The sequence below is a fragment of the Ideonella sp. B508-1 genome (assembly GCF_000333615.1).
Classification (GTDB): domain Bacteria; phylum Pseudomonadota; class Gammaproteobacteria; order Burkholderiales; family Burkholderiaceae_C; genus Ideonella.
The window spans coordinates 1-21,273 of sequence record NZ_BADL01000310.1 but is presented as its reverse complement, the minus strand read 5'-3'; the positions used below and the strand labels follow the sequence as shown (position 1 = coordinate 21,273).

General features: G+C 68.6%; 25 protein-coding genes. 18 read left to right on the top strand and 7 right to left on the bottom strand.

Translation table 11 applies throughout. The annotated features are described in order from the left end of the window. Positions 1-5: 5 nt before the first annotated feature. Together lpxC and I73_RS13340 are read left to right on the top strand one after the other, a co-directional pair. Complete coding sequence (gene lpxC, locus I73_RS13345) at positions 6-941, top strand: UDP-3-O-acyl-N-acetylglucosamine deacetylase (RefSeq protein WP_022981066.1); 936 nt, start codon at positions 6-8, stop codon at positions 939-941. 16 nt (positions 942-957) lie between these two features. After that, positions 958-1,143: a hypothetical protein gene (locus tag I73_RS13340; protein ID WP_022981065.1), complete on the top strand. Its 186-nt coding sequence runs from the start codon at positions 958-960 to the stop codon at positions 1,141-1,143. 13 nt (positions 1,144-1,156) lie between these two features. Here the strand turns inward: I73_RS13340 and I73_RS13335 are convergent, their stop codons facing one another. Next, positions 1,157-1,783, bottom strand: a complete 627-nt coding sequence (locus tag I73_RS13335) for a TetR family transcriptional regulator (RefSeq protein ID WP_022981064.1) — start codon at positions 1,781-1,783, stop codon at positions 1,157-1,159. 148 nt (positions 1,784-1,931) lie between these two features. On the opposite strand from I73_RS13335, the gene I73_RS13330 reads away from it, so the two are divergent. The 4 genes from I73_RS13330 to I73_RS13315 all read left to right on the top strand — a co-directional run bounded on the left by I73_RS13330 (position 1,932) and on the right by I73_RS13315 (position 8,236). Further along, positions 1,932-3,182 (top strand): efflux RND transporter periplasmic adaptor subunit, encoded by a 1,251-nt coding sequence (locus I73_RS13330; protein WP_040500355.1) that lies wholly within the window; start codon positions 1,932-1,934, stop codon positions 3,180-3,182. Positions 3,183-3,198: 16 nt separating this feature from the next. Further along, positions 3,199-6,378 (top strand): efflux RND transporter permease subunit, encoded by a 3,180-nt coding sequence (locus I73_RS13325; RefSeq protein ID WP_022981062.1) that lies wholly within the window; start codon positions 3,199-3,201, stop codon positions 6,376-6,378. Continuing rightward, positions 6,378-7,805 carry an efflux transporter outer membrane subunit gene (locus tag I73_RS13320; RefSeq protein WP_022981061.1) on the top strand — a complete coding sequence of 476 codons (1,428 nt, stop codon included), beginning with the start codon at positions 6,378-6,380 and terminating at the stop codon, positions 7,803-7,805. The genes I73_RS13325 and I73_RS13320 overlap by 1 nt, the downstream gene beginning before the upstream one ends. 125 nt (positions 7,806-7,930) lie before the next feature. Then, positions 7,931-8,236, top strand: a complete 306-nt coding sequence (locus I73_RS13315; RefSeq protein ID WP_022981060.1) for an autorepressor SdpR family transcription factor — start codon at positions 7,931-7,933, stop codon at positions 8,234-8,236. A gap of 24 nt (positions 8,237-8,260) precedes the next feature. On the opposite strand, the gene ruvC is transcribed toward I73_RS13315, so the two are convergent. The 4 genes from ruvC to dusB all read right to left on the bottom strand — a co-directional run bounded on the left by ruvC (position 8,261) and on the right by dusB (position 11,895). Beyond that, on the bottom strand, positions 8,261-8,815 hold the full coding sequence (gene ruvC / locus I73_RS13310) for a crossover junction endodeoxyribonuclease RuvC (protein ID WP_022981059.1): 555 nt from the start codon (positions 8,813-8,815) through the stop codon (positions 8,261-8,263). 106 nt (positions 8,816-8,921) lie between these two features. Beyond that, positions 8,922-10,508, bottom strand: coding sequence for a bifunctional phosphoribosylaminoimidazolecarboxamide formyltransferase/IMP cyclohydrolase (purH, locus tag I73_RS13305; RefSeq protein ID WP_022981058.1), 1,587 nt, complete (start codon positions 10,506-10,508; stop codon positions 8,922-8,924). Positions 10,509-10,564: 56 nt separating this feature from the next. Continuing rightward, complete coding sequence (locus I73_RS13300) at positions 10,565-10,804, bottom strand: Fis family transcriptional regulator (protein ID WP_022981057.1); 240 nt, start codon at positions 10,802-10,804, stop codon at positions 10,565-10,567. 50 nt (positions 10,805-10,854) lie between these two features. Continuing rightward, entirely contained in the window at positions 10,855-11,895 is a 1,041-nt protein-coding gene (gene dusB, locus I73_RS13295) for a tRNA dihydrouridine synthase DusB (RefSeq protein ID WP_022981056.1), read from the bottom strand. A 116-nt stretch (positions 11,896-12,011) separates the two neighbouring features. Between dusB and I73_RS13290 the strand changes: the two genes are divergently transcribed. Further along, complete coding sequence (locus I73_RS13290; RefSeq protein WP_022981055.1) at positions 12,012-12,497, top strand: YqaA family protein; 486 nt, start codon at positions 12,012-12,014, stop codon at positions 12,495-12,497. 84 nt (positions 12,498-12,581) lie between these two features. Beyond that, positions 12,582-14,078 carry a carboxypeptidase M32 gene (locus I73_RS13285; protein ID WP_022981054.1) on the top strand — a complete coding sequence of 499 codons (1,497 nt, stop codon included), beginning with the start codon at positions 12,582-12,584 and terminating at the stop codon, positions 14,076-14,078. Positions 14,079-14,102: 24 nt separating this feature from the next. Here the strand turns inward: I73_RS13285 and I73_RS27815 are convergent, their stop codons facing one another. Together I73_RS27815 and I73_RS13275 are read right to left on the bottom strand one after the other, a co-directional pair. Next, a complete protein-coding gene (locus tag I73_RS27815; RefSeq protein WP_022981053.1) occupies positions 14,103-14,570 on the bottom strand; it encodes a phasin family protein in 468 nt (155 codons plus the stop codon). Between the two features lie 68 nt (positions 14,571-14,638). After that, positions 14,639-14,929, bottom strand: coding sequence for a copper-binding protein (locus I73_RS13275; protein WP_022981052.1), 291 nt, complete (start codon positions 14,927-14,929; stop codon positions 14,639-14,641). 202 nt (positions 14,930-15,131) lie between these two features. On the opposite strand from I73_RS13275, the gene argB reads away from it, so the two are divergent. The 10 genes from argB to I73_RS13230 all read left to right on the top strand — a co-directional run bounded on the left by argB (position 15,132) and on the right by I73_RS13230 (position 21,205). Continuing rightward, positions 15,132-16,043, top strand: a complete 912-nt coding sequence (argB, locus tag I73_RS13270) for an acetylglutamate kinase (RefSeq protein WP_022981051.1) — start codon at positions 15,132-15,134, stop codon at positions 16,041-16,043. After that, entirely contained in the window at positions 16,043-16,585 is a 543-nt protein-coding gene (locus tag I73_RS33995) for a DMT family transporter (RefSeq protein WP_234409504.1), read from the top strand. The genes argB and I73_RS33995 overlap by 1 nt, the downstream gene beginning before the upstream one ends. Next, positions 16,558-16,974, top strand: coding sequence for an EamA family transporter (locus tag I73_RS33990; RefSeq protein ID WP_234409503.1), 417 nt, complete (start codon positions 16,558-16,560; stop codon positions 16,972-16,974). The genes I73_RS33995 and I73_RS33990 overlap by 28 nt, the downstream gene beginning before the upstream one ends. After that, positions 16,964-17,659 carry a pyrimidine 5'-nucleotidase gene (locus I73_RS13260; protein ID WP_022981050.1) on the top strand — a complete coding sequence of 232 codons (696 nt, stop codon included), beginning with the start codon at positions 16,964-16,966 and terminating at the stop codon, positions 17,657-17,659. Before I73_RS33990 ends, I73_RS13260 begins: the two co-directional genes overlap by 11 nt. Then, positions 17,659-18,318 (top strand): nucleoid occlusion factor SlmA, encoded by a 660-nt coding sequence (gene slmA, locus I73_RS13255; RefSeq protein ID WP_022981049.1) that lies wholly within the window; start codon positions 17,659-17,661, stop codon positions 18,316-18,318. The genes I73_RS13260 and slmA overlap by 1 nt, the downstream gene beginning before the upstream one ends. Positions 18,319-18,712: 394 nt before the next feature. Then, a complete protein-coding gene (locus I73_RS13250) occupies positions 18,713-19,606 on the top strand; it encodes an ATP-binding protein (RefSeq protein ID WP_022981048.1) in 894 nt (297 codons plus the stop codon). After that, a complete protein-coding gene (locus I73_RS13245) occupies positions 19,603-20,058 on the top strand; it encodes an NUDIX domain-containing protein (RefSeq protein WP_022981047.1) in 456 nt (151 codons plus the stop codon). Before I73_RS13250 ends, I73_RS13245 begins: the two co-directional genes overlap by 4 nt. A 30-nt stretch (positions 20,059-20,088) precedes the next feature. Beyond that, the gene (gene hisI, locus I73_RS13240; RefSeq protein WP_199899058.1) at positions 20,089-20,490 is read left to right on the top strand and encodes a phosphoribosyl-AMP cyclohydrolase; all 402 of its coding nucleotides are present in this window, start codon (positions 20,089-20,091) and stop codon (positions 20,488-20,490) included. 8 nt (positions 20,491-20,498) lie between these two features. Further along, positions 20,499-20,849: a phosphoribosyl-ATP diphosphatase gene (locus tag I73_RS13235; RefSeq protein ID WP_022981045.1), complete on the top strand. Its 351-nt coding sequence runs from the start codon at positions 20,499-20,501 to the stop codon at positions 20,847-20,849. Further along, entirely contained in the window at positions 20,846-21,205 is a 360-nt protein-coding gene (locus tag I73_RS13230; RefSeq protein WP_022981044.1) for a membrane protein, read from the top strand. Before I73_RS13235 ends, I73_RS13230 begins: the two co-directional genes overlap by 4 nt. Positions 21,206-21,273 lie beyond the last annotated feature (68 nt).

Below are 21,273 nucleotides of genomic sequence, written 5' to 3'. Positions count from 1 at the left end.
TCCCCATGCTCCAGCAACGCAGCCTCAAGTCCCTGACCCGCGCCGTCGGCGTGGGCTTGCACAGCGGCCAGAAGGTCGAGCTGACCCTGCGGCCGGCCGCCCCCGACACCGGCATCGTCTTCCGTCGGGTGGACCTGCCGCAGCCGGTGGACATCCCGGTGCGCTTCGACTCGGTCTGCGACACCCGCATGGCCTCCACCATCTCGCCCGGTGGTGACCCGGGCGCGCCCAAGGTCCAGACCATCGAGCACCTGATGTCGGCCTGCGCGGGCCTGGGCATCGACAACCTCTACGTGGACATCACCGCTGACGAGGTGCCCATCCTGGACGGCTCCTCAGCCTCCTTCGTGTTCCTGCTGCAGAGCGCGGGCATCGAGCTGCAGAAGGCCCCCAAGCGCTTTCTGCGGGTCAAGAAGACTGTGGAGGTGCGCGAAGGCGAGGGCCGCCGCCTGCTGTGGGCCCGCCTGGAGCCCTACCACGGCTACAAGCTGACCTTCCAGATCGACTTCAACCACCCGGCCGTGGACGCCACGCCGCAGGAAGTGACCTTCGACATGGGCTCGGGCCGCTACAAGCAGGAGATCGCCCGGGCGCGCACCTTCGGCTTCACCAAGGATGTCGAGGTCATGCGCTCGCGCGGCCTGACCCTGGGCCGCAGCATGGACAACGCCATCGTCATCGACGACTACGGGNTGCTCAACAGCGAGGGCCTGCGCTACGACGACGAGATCGCCAAGCACAAGATCCTCGACGCCATCGGCGATCTCTACATCGGCGGCCACCCGCTGCTGGCGGCCTACACCTCGTTCAAGGGCGGTCACGCCCTGAACAACAAGCTGCTGCGGACCCTGCTGGCCGACGAGAGCGCCTACGAGATCGTCACCTTCGACGACGAGAAGAAGGCCCCGGCTGGCTTTGCCGAGCTGGCGCCGGCCTGGTGAACGAGGCCGGCCAGCGATGTTCGTCTTCCGCCTGGTCTTTGGCCTGCTGCTGGTGGCCGGCCTGCTGTGTTTCGCGGCCTATGTGGCCACCGGCAACCCGCTCTGGCGGCGGCGAGGCCTGGTGACCATCAAGTGGACCCTGCTGGCGGCCCTGGGGGCTGCGGCGGTGCTGGTGCTGGAGCGTTTGCCCGCGCTGCTCTGAACTCTGCGGCGGCTCAGCCGGTCGACTGGGCCAGGCCGCGCAGAAAGCTCTGCACGCCGTTGCGGGCCACGGGCAGCAAGGCGAAGGCCGTGGGCCGGCGGGTCCAGTTGTGCATCAGTCCGTCCACCATCGCGAACAGGGCCGTGGCCTGGGCCCGGCTGTCCAGGTTGGCAGGCAACAAGCCCCTGCGCATGGCCTGCCGCAGCAATCGGTCGATCTCCGCGATGTAGCGCCCCACGCTTTCGTCGCAGCGGGTCAGCACCTGGCTCATCTCGTCGGTGTACTCGGTGAAGTGCATCGCGATCATGAACACCCGTCTCAGGCGCTCGTCGGTGCTGAGCTGTTCCAGCGGGGCCAGGGCCAGCGCGATCACGGCCGCCAGCGGGTCGGCCTCTTCCTCGATCAGTTCGGCATCGTCCACCGCCCATTCGCAGGGCAGCAGGACGCGGTCCATCATCGCGGAGAAGAGTTCCGCCTTGTCCTTGAAGTGCCAGTAGATGGCGCCCCGGGTCACACCGGCCGTGGCAGCCACCTGTTGCAGGGACGTGCGCGCGACCCCCTGCGACTCGAACACCTGTTCGGCCGCGTCCAGAATGCGATGGCGCGTGGCCAGCGCGTCTTCCTTGGTTCGGCGCGCCATGGCTTATCTCGGGATAACCCTGTTGTAAAACATACATCCAAGATTGTATGTAGACTCGCCTTTTGATTTTGCTCCCCCCCACAAGCCCCGCTTCCGGTAGGGTTGACCCACCCGCCGGGGGTTCGACACGAGTCAACAAAGGATGACCATGGCTTTGAAGCCCCAGATTGCGCTGGATCCGGCGCCCCTGTCTTCCTCCGCGGCGCAGGTGCGCCGTGTTTCCGCCAGGCCGTTGCTCGGACTGGCGGCCGTCACCCTGGCGGTGCTGGCCGGTTGTGGCCAGGGTGCCGGAGGGGGGCAGGGCGGACAGATGCCGCCGGCACCGGTGGGGGTCATCACCGCCAAGACCAGCACGGTGGATGTGAGCACCGAGCTGCCGGGCCGCCTGGAGGCCATCCGCACGGCCCAGGTGCGCGCCCGTGTCACCGGCGTGGTCAAGCGCCGTCTGTTCACCGAAGGCAGTGTGGTCAAGGCCGGGCAGAGCCTGTTCGAGATCGATCCGGTGCCTTACCGCGCCGCCCTGGACAGCGCCCTGGCCAGCGAGGCCAAGGCCGAGGCCGTGCTGATGCAGGCCCAGGCCACGCTGGAGCGCAACCGCCCCCTGGCCCAGGCCAAGGCCATCAGCGACCAGGACTGGGTGAGCACCCAGGCCAGCTTCAAGCAGGCCCAGGCCGACGTGGCCGCGGCCAAGGCGGCCGTGGTGCAGGCCAAGCTCAATGTCGACTACGCCGCCGTGCTGTCGCCGATCGGTGGCCGCATCGGTCGGGCGGAAGTGACCGAAGGCGCGCTGGTGAGCTCGGGCGAGGCCACGCTGTTGGCCACCGTGCAGCAGATCGACAAGCTCTACGTCAACTTCACCGAGTCGGCCGCCGACGCGATGAAGCTCAAGCGCGCCGTCGAGGCCGGCAAGTTCCAGAAGGCCGGTTCGGCCGAGGTGCATGTGGTGCTGGATGACGGCAGCGTCTATCCGCTGGCCGGCCAGTTGCTGTTCTCCGACATCACGGTGGACAGCACCTCGGGCCAGGTCACGCTGCGCGCCGAGCTGCCCAACCCCAAGGGCGATCTGCTGCCGGGCCTGTACGTGAAGGTGCGCATCGCCACGGCCCGGGCCGCGGACGCCATCCTCGTGCCGCAGCAAGCCGTCTCGCGTGGCACCACCGGCGACACCGTGATGGTCGTCACGCCGGACAAGCTGATCAGCGTGCGCCCGGTGCAGCTGGGCGGCACCCATGGCAACGACTGGGTGGTGCTGGGCGGTCTTCAACCGGGTGACCAGGTGGTGGTCGATGGCTTCCAGAAGATCCGCCCCAAGGCCGCCGTGAACCCCGTGCCCTGGACGCCCGACGGTGCCGCTTCCGCCCCGGCGGCTGCGGCGCCGGCCTCGGCGGCCAGCCACTGAGCCAGGAGCGCATCGCATGCGATCCCGTTTCTTCATCGACCGGCCCATCTTTGCGTGGGTCATCGCGCTGTTCATCGTCGTGATCGGGGCGGCGGCCATCACCCGGCTGCCGATCGCCCAGTACCCGACGGTGGCACCGCCGTCCATCGTCATCACCACGGCCTATCCCGGCGCCTCGGCGCAGGTGCTCGAAGACAGCGTGCTGTCCGTCATCGAGCAGGAGCTCAACGGCGCACCGGGCCTGATCTACATGGAGTCCAGCGCCGACGCCAACGGCTCGGGCACCATCACCATCACCTTCGAACCAGGCACGGATGTCTCGATCGCACAAGTCGAGGTGCAGAACCGGCTGAGCCGGGCCACGCCGCGCCTGCCTGCGGCCGTGATGCAGCAGGGGGTGCGCATCGACAAGGCGCGCTCGAACTTCCTGTTGTTCGTGATGATGACGTCCAAGAACCCGGCCTACGATCCCGTGGCCCTGGGTGACTACGCGGCGCGTAACATCCAGCCCGAGCTGCTGCGCATTCCTGGCGTGGGCCAGGCACAGCTCTTCGGTACCGAGCGCTCGATGCGCATCTGGGTCGACCCGGCCAAGCTGGTGGGCTATGGCCTGTCCACGGCCGATGTCAACGCCGCCATCGCGGCCCAGAACCTGCAGATCTCGGCAGGCAGCATCGGTGCGCTTCCGGCCGACCAGGGCCAGACGATTTACGCGACGATCAACGTCAACGGCCAGCTGCACACCGCCGAGGACTTCGGCAAGATCATCGTGCGGGCCAACACCGACGGCTCCACCGTGCGCCTGAAGGATGTGGCCCGCATCGAAGTCGGTGGCCAGGCCTACACCAGCTCCTCTCGCCTGAATGGCGTGACCGCCTCGGGCATCGGCATCCAGCAGTCGCCGGGTGGCAACGCGCTGGCGACCGCCGAGGCCATCAAGCAGCGCATGGCCGAGCTGCAGAAGTACATGCCCGAAGGCGTGAGCTACGACATCCCCTATGACAGCTCCAAGTTCGTCAAGATCTCGATCGAGGAAGTCGTCAAGACGCTGATCGAGGCCATCGCGCTGGTGTTCATCGTGATGCTGGTGTTCCTGCAGAACATCCGCTACACGCTGATTCCGACCATCGTGGTGCCGGTGGCGCTGACCGGCACCTTCTCGGTGATGCTGGCGCTGGGCTTCTCGATCAACGTGCTGACGCTGTTCGGCATGGTGCTGGCCATCGGTATCCTGGTGGACGACGCCATCGTGGTGGTCGAGAACGTCGAGCGCATCATGGCCGAGGAGGGGCTGTCGCCGCACGACGCCACGATCAAGGCCATGGGGCAGATCACGGGCGCCATCATCGGCATCACCGTGGTGCTGGTCTCGGTGTTCCTGCCCATGGCCTTCTTCAGCGGCTCGGTGGGCAACATCTACCGCCAGTTCTCGCTGTCCATGGCGGTGTCCATCCTGTTCTCGGCCTTCCTGGCCCTGACGCTGACGCCGGCCCTGTGCGCCACGCTGCTCAAGCCGGTGTCCGAGGATCACCATGAGAAGGGCGGTTTCTTCGGCTGGTTCAACCGCCGCTTCAAGAGCACGGCCAAGGGCTATGAGGGCCTGGTGGCCCGGGTGCTGCCGCGGGCCGGCCGCTACCTGGTGATCTACGCCGCCATCGTCGGCGCGGTGGGTTTCCTGTACGCCAAGCTGCCGACCTCCTTCCTGCCCAACGAAGATCAGGGCTACCTGATCGTCAACATCCAGTTGCCGCCGGGTGCCTCGCAGACCCGCACGGCCTCGGTGGTGGGTCAGGTGGAGCAGTTCTTCCTGCACCAGCCGGAAGTGGACAAGGTCGTGGGCGTGCTGGGCTTCTCGTTCGCCGGTTCCGGCCAGAACGCGGCCCTGGCCTTCGTGCCGCTCAAGCCCTGGGAGGAGCGCAAGGGCGCCCAGCATTCGGCGCAGGCCCTGGCCGGCCGGGCTTTTGGCGCGCTGATGGGCATCCGCGATGCCTTCATCTTCCCGCTCAGCCCGCCGCCCATCCCTGAGCTGGGCACGGCCACCGGCTTCAGCTTCCGCCTGCAGGACCGTTCCGGCCAGGGCCATGCAGCCCTGCTGGCCGCGCGCAACCAACTGCTGGGCATGGCCATGCAGAGCAAGGTGCTGGCCGGCGTGCGGCCGGACGGCCTGGAAGACGCGCCGCAGCTGCAGCTGGACATCGACCGCGAGCGCGCGGCCGCCCTGGGTGTGTCCTTCGGCACCGTGGGTTCGGTGCTGTCCACCGCCTTGGGCTCCACCTACGTGAACGACTTCCCCAACGCGGGTCGTCTGCAACGGGTGGTGGTGCAGGCCGAAGCGGCCACCCGCATGACGCCCGAGGATGTCCTCAAGCTCTACGTGCCCAACGCCAAGGGCCAGCAGGTGCCGCTGTCGGCCTTCGCCTCGACCCGCTGGGTCAACGGCCCCATCCAGACCATCCGCTACAACGGCTATCCGGCGATGAAGATCGCCGGTGACGCCGCGCCGGGCTATTCGACCGGTGACGCGATGAACGAGATGGAGAAGCTGGCCAGCCAGCTGCCGCCGGGCTTCGGCTTCGAGTGGACCGGCCAGTCGCGCGAGGAGAAGCTCTCGGGCTCGCAAGCCATCTACCTGATGGCCTTCTCGATGCTGGCCGTGTTCCTGTGCCTGGCCGCGCTGTACGAGAGCTGGAGCATTCCGGTGGCTGTGCTGCTGGTGGTGCCGCTGGGCGTGCTGGGTTCGCTGTGCGGCGTGTGGCTGCGTGGCATGCCCAATGACGTGTACTTCAAGGTCGGCCTGATCACCATCATTGGCCTGTCCGCGAAGAACGCCATCCTGATCATCGAGTTCGCCAAGGACCTGCAGGCCGAGGGCAAGAGCCTGCTCAAGGCCACGCTGGAAGCCTGCCATCTGCGCTTCCGCCCGATCATCATGACCTCCTTCGCCTTCATCCTGGGCGTGCTGCCGCTGGCCATTTCCAGCGGTGCCGGCTCGGCCAGCCAGCGGGCGATCGGCACGGGCGTGATGGGCGGCATGATCACGGCCACGGTGCTGGCCGTGTTCATGGTGCCGGTGTTCTATGTGGTGATCCGCCGTCTGTTCAAGGGCGGCCACGTCAGCGGCCACAACACGATGATCTCTTCGGAGAAGACTGAAAGCGCCGTGGGCGGCATGCTGCCCCGCGAGGAGGACCGCTGATGATCCGGCGTCTGACGATGACCCTGACCCCGCTGGCCCTGAGCCTGGGCCTGGCGGGCTGCCTGAACCTGGCGCCGGACTACCAGCGCCCTGCGCTGCCGGTACCGGCCACCCTGCCGGCGGCCACCGCGGCGGCCCCGGCCGCCTTGCCAGGTTGGCGCGATCTGGTGCGTGACGAGCGCCTGCGCCAAGTGGTGAACCGTGCGCTGGCCCAGAGCCGTGACCTGCGGGTGGCGGTGCTCAACGTGGAGCGCAGCCGGGCCCAGCTGCGCATCACCGATGCCGACCGCTGGCCTGCCCTGAGCGTGGGCGTGACCGGGCAGCGCGCGCCCAACACCAGCGGCAAGGAGACCAACACCTTCACTGGCGGGCTGCAGCTGGCCTCCTACGAGCTGGACCTGTTCGGCCGGCTGCGCAACAACAGCGATGCCGCCAGCGCCACCCTGCTCAGCAATGTGGCGGCGGCCCGCTCAGCCCGGCTCTCGCTGGTGACGGCCACGGCCACCGCCTGGCTGACCCTGGCGGCCGACGAGGAACAGTTGCGGCTGGCCCAGCGCACGCTGGCCACGCGGGACGAAACCCTGCGGCTGGTCCGGCTGCAGGCCGACGTCGGGGCGGCTTCCGAGCTGGACCTGCGGGGCGTGCAGACCCTCTCGGCCCAAGCCCGTGCCACGGTGGCCCAGCTGCAGCGTCAGCGCGACGCCGACCTGAACGCGCTGAACCTGCTGGTCGGTGAATCCCTGCCGCCTGAGCTGTTGCCCGGCTCGATGGCAGCCACCGACGCGCACTGGTTGGCCGACGTGCCGGCCTTCGCCTCGTCCGACCTGCTGCTCGGTCGCCCGGACCTGATGCAGGCCGAACAGAGCCTGGTGGCGGCCAACGCCAACATTGGCGCCGCCCGCGCGGCCCTGTTCCCGGCCATCACCCTCAGCGGCAGCTACGGGGTGGCCAGCGACAGCCTGTCCGGCCTCATCCACGATGGCATCACGGCCTCCACGATCAGCGGCTCCGTGCTGCTGAGCATCTTCGACGCCGGCCGTCGCCAGGCCAATGTGAAGGTGGCCGAGGTCAACCGCGACATCGCCGTGGCCCAGTACGAGAAGGCGGTGCAGACCGCCTTCAGCGAGGCAGCCACCGCCCTGCAGGGCCAGGCCCAGTGGCGCGCCCAGGTGCAGGCCCAGAGCGGCCTGCTGGAGGCCGAGCGCGAGCGCTACCGCCTGACCAAGCTGAAGTACGACGTGGGTGCGGCCAGCCAGCTGGACTACCTGGACATCGAGCGTTCCCTGGCCAGTGCCGAGCAGGCCCTGGTGCAGGTGCGCCTGGGTGAATTGCTCAACCGCCTGAGCCTGTACAAGGCCCTGGGTGGCGAGGAGCGCAACGCCCCGCTGAGCGCCGAGGCCCCGGCCAGCGCGGCCGAGCCGTCCTGAGCCCGCGCTGAACCGACCCGCCGGCCCGGCCACGGAGAGCTCCGTGGCCGGGCTTTTTTCATGTGTCGACGCATCGTTTGCCGGGCGCGTTGGATATTTATTCTGTGATTGGCGAAATTAAGAAAATGGACAAAATCTTCAAAGCGCTGAGCGACCCGACGCGGCGGCGCATCCTGCAGCTGCTGCGCGAGCGCGACATGACGGCCGGTGAGCTGGCCGACCGCTTCACCCTGGGCAAGTCCACCTTGTCCGCCCATTTCCAGGTGCTGCGCGATGCCGAGCTGGTGACCTCCACCAAGTCCGGCACCAGCATCACCTACCGGCTCAACCTGTCGGCGCTGGGGGAGGCGCTGAGGGCCTTTGCCGCCGAGTTCGGCTTGAGCCTGCAGGGCGAGCCGGGCCGAGCCAGCGGGGCCGATCGCAACGTCTGAGGCGGCGCAGGCGCTGTCCCGGGCTCAGTAGGTCCGTCCGCCCTTGAACTGGGCGTGGGTGCGGCGGTTCAGGGTGGTGGCCTGGGCCATGGCGGCGAAGGAGCCGCCGGCATGTACATGGGTGATGGCCAGCCCCAGCGCGTCAGCCGCGTCCTTGCTGGGCAGGCCGGGCAGGTTCAGCAGGCGCTTGACCATCTCCTGGATCTGGTCCTTGCGCGCATGGCCATGGCCCACCACCGACTTCTTCATCTGCAGCGCGGTGTACTCGTTGACCGGCAGGCCGCAGGTGGCCAGCGCGGTGATGGCCGCGCCCCGGGCCTGGCCCAGCAGCAGCGTGCTCTGCGGGTTCACGTTGACGAAGACGATCTCGCAGGAGGACTGGTCGGGCTCGTAGCGCCGCACCACCTCCTGCACGCCCTCGAAGATCATCTTCAGCCGGCCCGGCAGATCGCCCAGCGCAATGCCGCTGGTGGTGCGGATGGTGCCGCTGGCCACGTACTGCAGCTGGCTGCCATCCTTCTGGACGATGCCGAAGCCGGTGCACTGCAGGCCAGGGTCGATGCCGATCACGCGGGTCATGGCGGGCATGTTAATCGTTGGGTGACCGTGGGCCGGCAGACATGAAAAAGCCCGGCGCGGGGCCGGGCTTGCGGGGCCGCGGGCGACGTGCGCCCCGGGCGGCAGATCAATGGCGGAAGTGGCGGGTGCCGGTCAGCACCATCGCGATGCCTCGCTCGTCGGCCGCGGCGATGACTTCCTCGTCGCGCATCGAGCCACCCGGGTGGATGACGCAGGTCGCGCCCGCATCCACCACCACGTCCAGGCCGTCGCGGAACGGGAAGAAGGCGTCGCTGGCCACGGCCGTGCCCGACAGGCTCAGGCCGGCGGCCTGGGCCTTGATGCTGGCGATGCGGGCCGAATCCAGGCGGCTCATCTGGCCGGCGCCGACGCCGAAGGTCATGCCGTCCTTGCAGAACACGATGGCGTTGGACTTGACGAAGCGCGCCACGGTCCAGGCGAACTTCAGGTCCTCCATCTGCTGGGCGGCGGGTTGCAGCTTGGTGACCACCTTCAGCTCACCGACCACGTCGATGTTGTCGGCCGACTGCAGCAGCATGCCGCCGCCCACGCGCTTCATGTCCAGCGCGTTGACAGCCCGGCTCATCGGCACCTCCAGCAGGCGCACATTGACCTTGCTGGCGTAGGCCGCGCGGGCCGCCGGGGTGATGACCGGGGCGATCGCCACTTCGACGAAGTGCTTGTTCGCATTGATCTTCTCGACCACGTCGGCGTCCAGCGGGCGGTTGAAGGCGATGATGCCGCCGAAGGCGCTGGTCGGGTCGGTCTTCAGGGCCTTCTCATAGGCTTCCAGCAGCGTGGCGCCCACGGCCACGCCGCAGGGGTTGGCGTGCTTGACGATCACGCAGGCCGGCACGTCGAAGGCCTTGACGCATTCCCAGGCGGCGTCGGCGTCGGCGATGTTGTTGAAGGACAGTTCCTTGCCCTGAATCTGGGTCCAACCGGCCAGCAGGCCCTCGGCGACCTTGGCTTCCTTGTAGAAGGCAGCCGACTGGTGCGGGTTCTCGCCGTAACGCATGCCCTGCACCTTGTGCAGCTGCAGGTTGAAGACGGCGGGGTATTCCTCGCGCTTGGGGACCTCGGCGGTCTTCTCTTCGGAGCCGGCTTCCAGCGAAGTCAGGTAGTTGCTGATCATGCCGTCGTAGGCGGCGGTGTGCGAGAACACCTTCTTGGCCAGCATGAACTTGGTCTGGCGGGTCAGGGCCGTGCCCTGGGAGTCGCTCAGCTCGGCCAGCACCTGCGGGTAATCGGTCGGGTCGATCACCACGCCCACATCCTGCCAGTTCTTGGCCGCGGCGCGCAGCATGGCCGGGCCGCCGATGTCGATGTTCTCGATCGCGTCTTCAAACGTGCAATCGGCTTTGGCGGTGGCCTGGGCGAAGGGGTAGAGGTTGATGATCAGCAGGTCGATCGTGCCGATGCCGTGCTCCTTGAGCGCGGCCATGTGCTCGGGCACATCGCGGCGGGCCAGCAGGCCGCCGTGCACGCGCGGGTGCAGGGTCTTGACGCGGCCGTCGAGCATCTCCGGGAAGCCGGTGATCTCGCTGACCTCGGTGACCGGCAGGCCGGCCTGGGCCAGCAGCTTGGCGGTGCCGCCGGTGGACAGCAGGCGGATGCCGTGGCCGTGCAGGGCCTGGGCGAATTCGACGATGCCGGTCTTGTCGGAGACCGAGAGCAGGGCGGTGAGGGCCATGGTGGTGTGCGGTGGGATGGAAGAAAAAGGGGAGGGCGGGGCGGCGGGTCAGCGGCTCACTTGATCAGCTTGTGCTCGACCAGCTTGCGACGCAAGGTGTTGCGGTTGATGCCCAGCCACTCGGCGGCCTTGCTCTGGTTGCCGTCGGCCTGTTGCATCACGACTTCCAGCAGCGGCTTCTCCACCGTGCGGATGACCATGTCGTGCAGCGAATGCGGCTCGGCGCCGCGCAGGTCCTTGAAGTACTGGTCCAGCGTCTCGCGGACGCAGGCATCGATGTCGTTGTTCTTGCTCATGGGTCAGGCAATGGGGCGGCCTCCAGGCCGGCGGTCTGAGCCGCGCGGCGTCAGGCTTTTTGTGCAAGCGCGTCCTGGTTGGCAGCCGGTGGGGTCGAGGGCAGCAGCCGGTGGGTGTCGGCCAGGGCCTCGAAGAAGGTGGTGACCGCGCGCAGCTGGACCTCGCAGTCGTCCAGGGTGTTCATGGCGGCGCGGAAGGCCTCGCCGCCGGGCAGGGCGCGCACCGCCCAGCCGATGTGCTTGCGCGCGCTGCGCACGCCCGCGTCCTCGCCGTAGAGCGCGTAGTGGTCGCGCAGGTGCTCGGTCAGCCAGGCCTGCACCTCGCGCGTCTCGGGCGGGGGCAGGTGGGTGCCGGTGGCCAGAAAGTGGGCGATCTCGCGGAAGATCCAGGGCCGGCCCTGGGCCGCGCGGCCGATCATCACGGCATCGGCGCCCGTGGCCTGCAGCACCGCCAGCGCCTTTTCGGGTGAGTCGATGTCGCCGTTGGCCACCACCGGGATGCCCAGCGCGGCCTTCACCGCGGCCACGGTCTCGTACTCGGCCTGGCCTTTGTAGCCCTGCTCGCGGGTGCGGCCATGCACCGTCACCATGGCCACGCCAGCGGCCTCGGCGGCGCGCGCCAGGGTCACGGCATTGCGTTCGGTGTCGCACCAGCCGGTGCGCATCTTCAGCGTCACGGGCACGCCGCGCGGGGCGCAGGCCGCCACCACGGCCTCGACGATGGCGATGGCGCCGGGCTCGTCGCGCATCAGGGCCGAGCCCGCCCACTTGTTGCAGACCTTCTTGGCCGGGCAGCCCATGTTGATGTCGATGATCTGGGCGCCGCGGTCGATGTTGTAGGCGGCGGCCTCGGCCATCATGCCCGGCTCGGTGCCGGCGATCTGCACCGCGATCGGGGCGGTCTCGCCGGTGTGGTCGGCCCGGCGCGAGGTCTTGAGCGAATTCCACAGGTCCTTGCGCGAGGTGACCATCTCGCTGACCGCATAGCCAGCCCCCAGTCGCTTGCACAGCGTGCGAAACGGCCGGTCCGTCACCCCGGCCATCGGGGCAACGAACAGATGGTTCGGCAGCTCATGGGGGCCGATGCGCATGGAGGAGGGGGCGGGGAATTGCTTAAAAAGGAGGCAGGATTATAGACCTCCCGCTGCGGGCCGCCCGGTGACCTCGGGTGTCGTGGCGGCGGGGCGAGGCGGGCCACAATCGCGCCATGGATTCCTGGATACACCCCTTGATGTCCTGGCTGGCTCTGCCGGAGTTCGGACTGAGCACCCTGTTCCTGGTGGCCCTGCTGTCGGCCACCCTGCTGCCCATGGGGTCGGAGGCGGTGCTGTTTGGCCTGGTCAAGCTCAATCCCGGGCTGCTGTGGCCGGCCATCGTGGTGGCCACGCTGGGCAACACCGTCGGTGGCGCCATCACCTGGTGGACGGGCTACGGGGCCGAGCGGGCCTACGAACACCTGCGCCACCGCCCGCCCCGTGAGGTGCGTCTGCTGCAATGGCTGCAGCGTTTCGGCCCCCGGGCCTGCCTGGTCAGCTGGCTGCCCATCGTGGGCGACCCCTTGTGTGCGCTGGCCGGCTGGCTGCGCCTGCCCTTCTGGCCCTGCGTGGGCTACATGCTGGTGGGCAAGTTCCTGCGCTATGTGGTGATGACGCTGGCCTTGCTGGGCTGGTTCCCGGGGGCCTGGCAGCCCTGAGGAGACGCGGGGCAGGGGCGCGGGGCATCCCCCCTTGGAGGGAACCCCCTCCCGCCGCTGGAGGACGGGCGCCACAATGTCTGGATGTCACAAGCTCACCCTGCCTACGACGCGCTGACCGAGCGCCATGCCCGCCTGCACCGGTTGGCCCATCTGCAGTCCCTGGCCCACTGGGACCAGGCCGCCTTCATGCCACCCGGTGGCAACGACGCCCGCACGGCGGCCCTGACCGAGCTGGCCGGGCTGCTGCACCGGCAGCGCACCGACGACGCGATCGGGCCGCTGCTGGCCCAGGCGACGCAGGAGCCGCTGGACGACTGGGCGCGGGCCAATCTGCGCGAGATGCAGCGCGACTGGCAGCTGGCCACCGCCCTGCCGGCGGCTCTGGTCGAGCGCCGCTCGCTGGCCGTGTCCCGCTGTGGCCAGGCCTGGCGCCAGCAGCGCCCGGCCAATGACTGGGCCGGCTTCCTGGAGAACTTCCGTCCGGTGCTGGCCGTGGCACGCGAGGAGGCCCGCCTGCTGGCCGAGCGCAGCGGCCTGTCGCCCTATGACGCGCTGCTGGACCAGTACGAGCCCGGCATGACCCGGGCCGAGGTGAAGAAGGTCTTCGACGAGGTGCGGCAATGGCTGCCGGGCCTGATCCAGGCCGCGGTGGCCCGCCAGGCCGCCCAGCCGCCGCTGATCGAGGCCCGGGGCCCCTTCCCGGTGGAGGCCCAGCGCCGCCTGAGCGAGCAGGTCATGCACCTGCTGGGCTTCGACTTCAACGCGGGTCGGCTCGATGTCAGTGCCCACCCCTTCACTGGCGGCGTGCCGGAAGACGTGCGCATGACCACCCGCTTCAACGAGGCGGACTTCCTCTCGGCCCTGATGGGCACGGTGCACGAGACCGGCCACGGCCGCTATGAGCAGAACCTGCCGCGCGAATGGCTGGGGCAGCCGGTGTCGCTGGCCCGTTCCATGGCCCTGCACGAGAGCCAGAGCCTGTTCTTCGAAATGCAGCTGGGTTCGCACCCGGGCTTCGCCGCCCTGCTGGCTCCCATGCTGGTGCATGCCTTCGGCGCCCAGCCGGCCTTCGAACCCGCCAATCTGCAGCGCCTGATGACCCGGGTGCAGCCCGGGCGGATCCGGGTTGAGGCCGACGAGGTGACCTACCCGGCCCACATCCTGCTGCGCTTCGACATCGAGCAGGCCCTGATCGACGGGACGGCCCAGGCCGAGGACATCCCGGCTCTGTGGGACGCGGGCATGCGGGATCTGCTGGGCATCGACACCCGCGGCAACTACCAGGATGGCCCGATGCAGGACGTGCACTGGCCCGAGGGCCTGTTCGGCTACTTCCCCTGCTATTCGCTGGGGGCCATGTACGCGGCACAGTGGTTCGCGGCCCTGCGCCGCGCCATGCCGGACGTGGACGCCCGCATCGCCCGCGGCGAGCTGGCGCCGGTGTTCGACTGGCTCAAGCAGTCCATCTGGCAGCAGGGCAGCCGCTGGACCACGCGCGAACTCACCGAGCGGATCAGCGGTGAGCCGCTGAACCCGGCCCACTTCAAGGCCCACCTGGAAGCCCGCTACCTGGGCTGAAGGCGAACCGCTGGCGCAACGGCCTCAGGTGGCTTCGTCGGGCGGCACGGCCTTGGCCGCCGCCGGGCGGCTGCGCTTGCGGGCGGGGCGGGCGGCCCTCTTCAGGGCATCCACCTCCTGGCGCAGGCGGCCCACCTCGGCTTGCAGCGCCACCCAGGCGGCCGAAGAGGGCAGGCCCAGGCGTTCCAGCCACTGCTGGCTGCGGGCATCCAGCGCGGTTTCCAGGCGCTCCCAGGGGCGGCCGGCCTTGTCGGCCAGGGCCTCGGCCTTGGCGCTGAGCTGCTCCAGCGGGGCCTGCACCTTGCTCTGCAGGTGCTCGCCTTCCTTGACCAGGGCCTCGAAGACCTTGCTGCCCTCGGACTGGGCCTTGGCGAAGGCGCCCAGCCCGGCCAGCCAGATCTCCTGGGCCGATTGGCGCAGCATGGCGCCCAGGTGGGGATCCTCGGCGGTCTGCGAGGAGCCGGTCTCAGCGTTCGCGGATGGGTCGGTCATGCCTGCCTCTCCTTGGATGGGATGCTCCATGGTGAACTCATTGCCCGGCCGGGATCAAGAGCCTGCCGTCAAGGCAGCTTGCGAATGGCGGTGACCACGTACTGTCCGTCGACCTGGGCGGCCTCGAAGCTCACCTTGTCGCCTTCGGCCAGGCCATTGAGCAGGGTGGGCGGCGTGGCCTTGAAGACCATGGTCATGGGCGGCATGTCCAGGTTGGCGATGGGGCCGGACTTGATGGTGATCTTGGCCTGGGCGGCGTTGATCTTGCGGACCTCGCCCTCGGCGGCCAGGGCACCCAGGGACAGGCCCGCCAGCAGGGCGGCGGTCCACAGACGCAGGCGACGGGGTGTCAGGAACATGGCAGATCTCCTTCTGTGCTTTCAACGCGCCTCGGCGGGCCGGCGCTGACAGGGTGGACGCCGAGGGTACCAGCAAGCCTGTCACGCCCAGTCCCTACAATGCCTGGGCCGTTCGCAATCCCGTGCGCCGTGGCACCTGCCGCGGGCCGTCGCACGGCACCGCCATCCCCTCCTGTCTGACGCCGCCACCGGCCCTGCCACCATGAGCAACGACGCGCCCGTCTCCTCTTCCCTGGACGCCATCCAGCCCCGCGACAAGGCCGAGATCCTGGCCCAGGCCCTGCCGTACATCCGCAAGTTCCACGGCAAGACGCTGGTCATCAAATACGGCGGCAACGCCATGACCGACCCTGCGCTGCAGCAGGATTTCGCCGAAGACGTGGTGCTGCTCAAGCTGGTGGGCATGAACCCCATCGTCGTGCACGGCGGTGGTCCGCAGATCGACGCCGCGCTGGCCAAGATCGGCAAGAAGGGCACCTTCGTGCAGGGCATGCGCGTGACGGATGCCGAAACCATGGATGTCGTCGAATGGGTGCTGGCCGGCGAGGTGCAGCAGGACATCGTGGGCCTGATCAACGCCGTGGGCGGCAAGGCCGTGGGCCTGACCGGCCGTGACGGCGCGATGATCCGCGCCCGCCAGATGCGTCTGGCCGACAAGGACGACCCGAACAAGACACACGACGTCGGCCAGGTCGGCGAAATCGTCTCGATCGACCCCAGCGTGGTCAAGGCCCTGCAGGACGACGCCTTCATTCCCGTCATCAGCCCCATCGGCTTTGGCGAGAAGAACGAGAGCTACAACATCAACGCCGATCTGGTGGCCTCCAAGCTGGCCGAGGTGCTCAAGGCCGAGAAGCTGCTGCTGCTGACCAACATCCGCGGCGTGCTGGACAAGGCCGGCAACCTGCTGACCGACCTGACCGCCCGCCAGATCGATGAGTTGGTGGCCGACGGCACGATCAGCGGCGGCATGCTGCCCAAGATCGCCGGCGCGCTGGATGCCGCCAAGAGCGGCGTGAACGCCGTGCACATCGTCGACGGCCGGGTGCCGCACGCCATGCTGCTGGAGATCCTGACCGACCAGGCCTACGGCACGATGATCCGTTCGCACTGATGGTGTGGGTGATGTCCGGCTCCCGTTCCGTCGTCGCTCTGGCCGCTGCCTGCTTGGCGGGCTTCCTGTGGGGCACCGGTGCCCTGGTGGTCAATCTCTTGATCGCCCGTTTCGGGATCGCGCCCGAGAACATCTCCTTCTGGCGCTTCGTGATCGGTGGGCTGGGTTTGCTGGCCGTGTTCGGCCGTGCCGGCCTGCTGCCTGCATTTCGGCGGCAGGCGGTGCTGCTGGGGGCCGCGGGGAGCTGTATGGCCCTCTATGTTCTGTGCTGGTTCCTGGGCATCGCCCGCATCGGGGCAGCCGTGCCGACGCTGATTGCGTTGTGTCTGCCACCGGTGCTGGTCACGCTGTCGGCGGTGCTGCGTGGGCGGGAGCGTCTGGATGGCACGCTCGCCTTGTGGCTGGCGATGGCCCTGGCGGGCACGGTGGCGGTGGTTTGGCGCCGCGGCAAGGGGCGCTGTCGCAGGAACCCTCCACGCTCTGGTCGGGCATCGCCTTTTCGGGGGGCTCGGCCATGCTGTATGCGCCTTTCACCTTGGTGAGTGGCCGGCTGTCACAGCGGCTGGGGGCTGGTCGCGCAACGACGGGACTGACCCTGGTCGCGGCGGCAGTGATGGGCCTGACCGCGGTCTACTCTCCCCTGTCCTGGCCGCGCGAGCTGCCGCCGGAGGCCTGGTTGCTGTACCTGGGCCTGTTCACCGCCGCGCTGGCATTGCTGGCCTTCAGCTGGGGGGCCGCACGGCTGAGCCTCACTGCGCTCACCGTGGCCACCCTCGTGGAGCCCTTGACGGCAGTGCTGCTGGCTGCACTGCTGCTGGGTGAACAGATGGGCTGGAGCCAATGGCTGGGGGCTGCGCTGATGCTGGCCAGCATTGCCGGCCTGGGCGTGCGCGACGCCCACCAATCGGCTGAAAACCGGCATGCGATGTGATCCAGGCCGGCGGGTCTGGTTGTTCGACCTGGACAACACGCTGCACAACGCCGGCGCCTCGGCCTTCCGTCATTTCGATGTGGCGATGAACCGCTACATCGAGGACACGCTGGGCGTGCCCGCGCAGGAGGCCGACCGCCTGCGGGCCCACTACTGGGCCCATTACGGCAATACCTTGGTGGGCCTGGTGCGCCACCACGGCGTGCAGGTGGAGCACTTCGTGCGCCTCACCCATGCCTTTCCGGGACTGGAAGGGGAATTGGCCGCCCATGCGCACGACCTGGCTGCGCTCAAGCGCCTGCCGGGCCGCAAGATCGTGCTGACCAATGCCGGCCGGGGCTACGCGGTGCGGGTGCTGCGGGCCCTGGGCGTGCTGGGCTGCTTCGAGGCCGTGATCGGCGTGGAGCAGATGCGCTGCTTCGGCGACCTGCGGCCCAAGCCCGATTCCCGCATGCTGCGCCTGCTGGCCGCCCGGCTGAAGGTGCCCCTGCAGCGCTGCGTGCTGGTGGAGGACAGCCTGATGAACCAGAAGGCGGCGCACCGGGTGGGCATGCGTGCGGTGTGGATGCAGCGCTGGGCGCGGGGCCACGGACATGGGCCGGAACGCGGTGCCCGCCTGCGCCGTCGGCCCGCCTACGTGTATGCCAGAATCGGCTCGCTCCNACAGTTGCACCGCCTGTCGTGATGTCTGACCTGCCTGAAGCCCTGGAACCGGAAGCCGAGACAGTCAGCACGACCGAGGTCGTCGAGCCTGCGAGTGCCCCGGCGGCGCGCAAGCGGCCCAAGCCCGGCGAGCGGCGGGTGCAGATTCTGCAGACCCTGGCCGAGATGCTCGAGCAGCCCGGCGCCGAGCGCATCACCACGGCCGCCCTGGCCGGCCGCCTGTCGGTCAGCGAAGCGGCGCTCTACCGCCACTTTGCCAGCAAGGCCCAGATGTTCGAGGGCCTGATCGAGTTCATCGAATCCTCCGTCTTCACCCTGCTCAACCAGGTGGCCGAGCGCGAGCAGGCCGGCCAGGCCCAGCGCATGGTGCAGGTGCTGCTGCAGTTCGGCGAGCGCAACCCCGGCATGACCCGCGTGATGGTGGGGGATGCGCTGGTGTTCGAGCACGAGCGCCTGGGCCTGCGCATGAACCAGTTCTTCGACCGGGTCGAGTCGCTGCTGCGGCAGAGCCTGCGCCTGTCCGCCGAAGCAGCCGGCTCGGCCACGCCGACCGTGGAGGCCAATGGCCAGGCCTCGGCCCTGACCTGCTTCGCCATCGGCCGCCTGCAGCGCTTCGCGCGCTCGGGCTTCCGCCGCCTGCCCACCGAGCAGCTGGACATCGCCCTGCGCGCCCTGGGCTGAGCCGGGCGAGGCTGCCCCCAGAACAGGGGGATCATCCTGCCGCAGCCAAGGACACCAGCAACCCGTGATGAGGGGCTGGCGTTCAAGGACTGCCAGGGTGCGCTGGAGTCTCCAGAGACCTGCAAGGCCGACGGCAATGCCGCGGCGCGGGCTGCCAGTCCGAGCACTGTGGTCGTCTCCGCGGGCCACCTCGGCGGCCTGCGATCAGGATGATCGTCAGCCAGCTCGATGACGCGGTGGCCCCTGTGATCAGCGCCCATGCCCATGGGTGCGTGCTGGCCGACATCGGCATCACCCTGGACAAAGCGCGCGCATCCCGCGCCTGGACGTCGGCCTCCCCGGTCCGGCCATCGTCTCGCCCAGCATGCCCCGCGCGCCTCGTACACTGCGTGCCATGAACCTGGAAGATCTGGAGCCCCTGCTGCTGCGTGCCGAGCGGGTGCTGGAACGGCTGGAGGCCTGGTTGCCCCGGCCCTTGGGTGCGCCTGACTGGGAACTCTCGACGGCGTTTCGCTACCGCCGCCGGCAGGGCATGGGGCGGCTGGAGCCGGTGCGTCACGTGTCGACGATCCAACTGGCCGACCTGCACGAGATCGAGCCGCAGAAGGAGCGCCTGTGGCGCAACACGGCGCAGTTCGTGGCCGGCCAGCCGGCCAACAACGTGCTGCTCACCGGGGCCCGTGGCACCGGCAAGAGTTCGCTGATCAAGGCCTGCCTGAACACCTTCGCCGACCAGGGCCTGCGCCTGATCGAGATCGACAAGGCCGACCTGGTGGACCTGCCGGACGTGGTGGAGCTGGTCTCGCGCCGGCCCGAGCGCTTCATCGTCTTCTGCGACGACCTGAGCTTCGAGGAAGGCGAGTCCGGCTACAAGGCGCTCAAGTCCATCTTGGACGGCTCGGTGGCCGCGGCCAGTGACAACCTGCTGATCTACGCCACCAGCAACCGGCGCCACCTGCTGCCCGAGACGATGAAGGACAACCTCAGCTACCAGCACACCGAGGATGGCGAGCTCCATCCGGGCGAGGTGGTGGAGGAGAAGATCTCCCTGTCCGAGCGCTTCGGCCTGTGGATCAGCTTCTATCCCTTCAGCCAGCCGGAATACCTGGCCATCGTGGCGCAGTGGCTGTCGCACTTCGGCCTGGACGCCGCCGCCATCGAGGCGGCCCGGCCCGAAGCCCTGGTGTTCGCGCTGGAGCGTGGCTCCCGCTCGGGCCGGGTGGCCTACCAGTTCGCGCGCGACCTGGCCGGCCGGCGGGCCCTGGACAGCGGGGGCGGCAGCGCATGAGCGGGTCTTCCTCCATCGAACGCACGCCGGTTGATGTGGCCGTGGGCGTGCTGGTCGAACGCGACGTCAGCGGGCAGGAAGGGCGCTTCCTTTTAATTTCCCGGCCCGAGGGCAAGGTCTACGCCGGCTACTGGGAATTCCCGGGCGGCAAGCTGGAGGCCGGGGAAACCGTGCACGAGGCCCTGGCCCGTGAGCTCTGGGAGGAACTGGGCATCCGCATCGGCGAGAGCTTTGCCTGGCAGGCGCTGGTGATGGACTACCCCCACGCCCGGGTGCGTCTGCATTTCCGCAAGGTCTACGAATGGTCCGGCGAGTTCCAAATGCGCGAGCAGCAGGCCATGGCCTGGGAGACCCTGCCGGTGGCCAGCCACCCGGTGCTGCCGGGCACCATTCCGGTGCTGCAGTGGTTTGCCGCCGAGCGCGGTTTCACCGGCGCCACCCACCGCGACTGAGCGGGCGGGCCGGCTTCACGCTTCGCTACACTGCCGCCCATGGATTGGTTGGATCACATCAAGTGGGACCGCGACGGCCTGGTGCCGGTCATCGCCCAGGAGGCCGCGACCGGCGACGTGCTGATGTTCGCCTGGATGAACCGCGAGGCCCTGGCCCGCACTGCCGCGCTCAAGCAGGCGGTGTATTTCAGCCGCTCGCGCCAGAAGCTCTGGCACAAGGGCGAGGAGTCCGGCCATTTTCAGCAGGTGCACGAGATCCGCGTCGATTGCGACCAGGACGTGGTGCTGCTGAAGATCACCCAGCTGGGCCATGACCCCGGCATCGCCTGCCACACCGGCCGCCACAGCTGCTTCTTCGAGCGGCTGGAAGGCGAGCAGTGGCAGGCCGTGGACCCGGTCCTGAAGGACCCGTCCAGCATCTACAAGGCATGAGCATTCCCATGAGTTCGAACGACACGCTGCAACGCCTGCACGAGGTGATCGAGAGCCGGCGCGGCGGCGACCCGGACAAGAGCTACGTCGCCCGCCTGTTCCACAAGGGCACCGACACTATTCTGAAGAAGGTGGGCGAGGAGGCGGTCGAGACGGTGATGGCCGGCAAGGACGGCGATCGCACGAAGATCATCTACGAGACGGCCGACCTGTGGTTCCACTCCCTGGTCGCGCTGGCGCACTTCGGCCTGTCGCCGGCCGACGTGCTCCAGGAACTGGAGCGGCGCGAAGGCCTGTCCGGCCTGGAGGAATTCGCCGCCCGCAAGGCGCAGCAGCGCGAACACCAGGAGGGTTCATGAACGATGTTGTCGATGTGGCCCCGTCGCCCGAACGGCTGGCCAGCCTCAAGCAGCTCACGCTGATCACCTACATCCTGTATGCGCTCAGCGCCGTGATCGGCTTCACCGCCATCGTCGCGGTGATCATCAATTACGTGAAGCGCGAGGACACGGCCGGCACGATCTACGAAAGCCACTTCACCTGGCAGATCCGGACCTTCTGGTTCAGCCTGCTGTGGGCGGTGCTGGGCTTCATCACCATGATCGTCGGCGTGGGCTTCCTCGTGCTGTTCGCCGACTCGATCTGGGTCATCTACCGCATCGTCAAGGGCATTCTCAACTGGAACGACGGCAAGCCCATGCCGGTCAAGGCCTGAAAGTCACCATGCACACCGATCCCGATTGCATCTTCTGCAAGATCGTCGCCGGCCAGATCCCGTCGAAG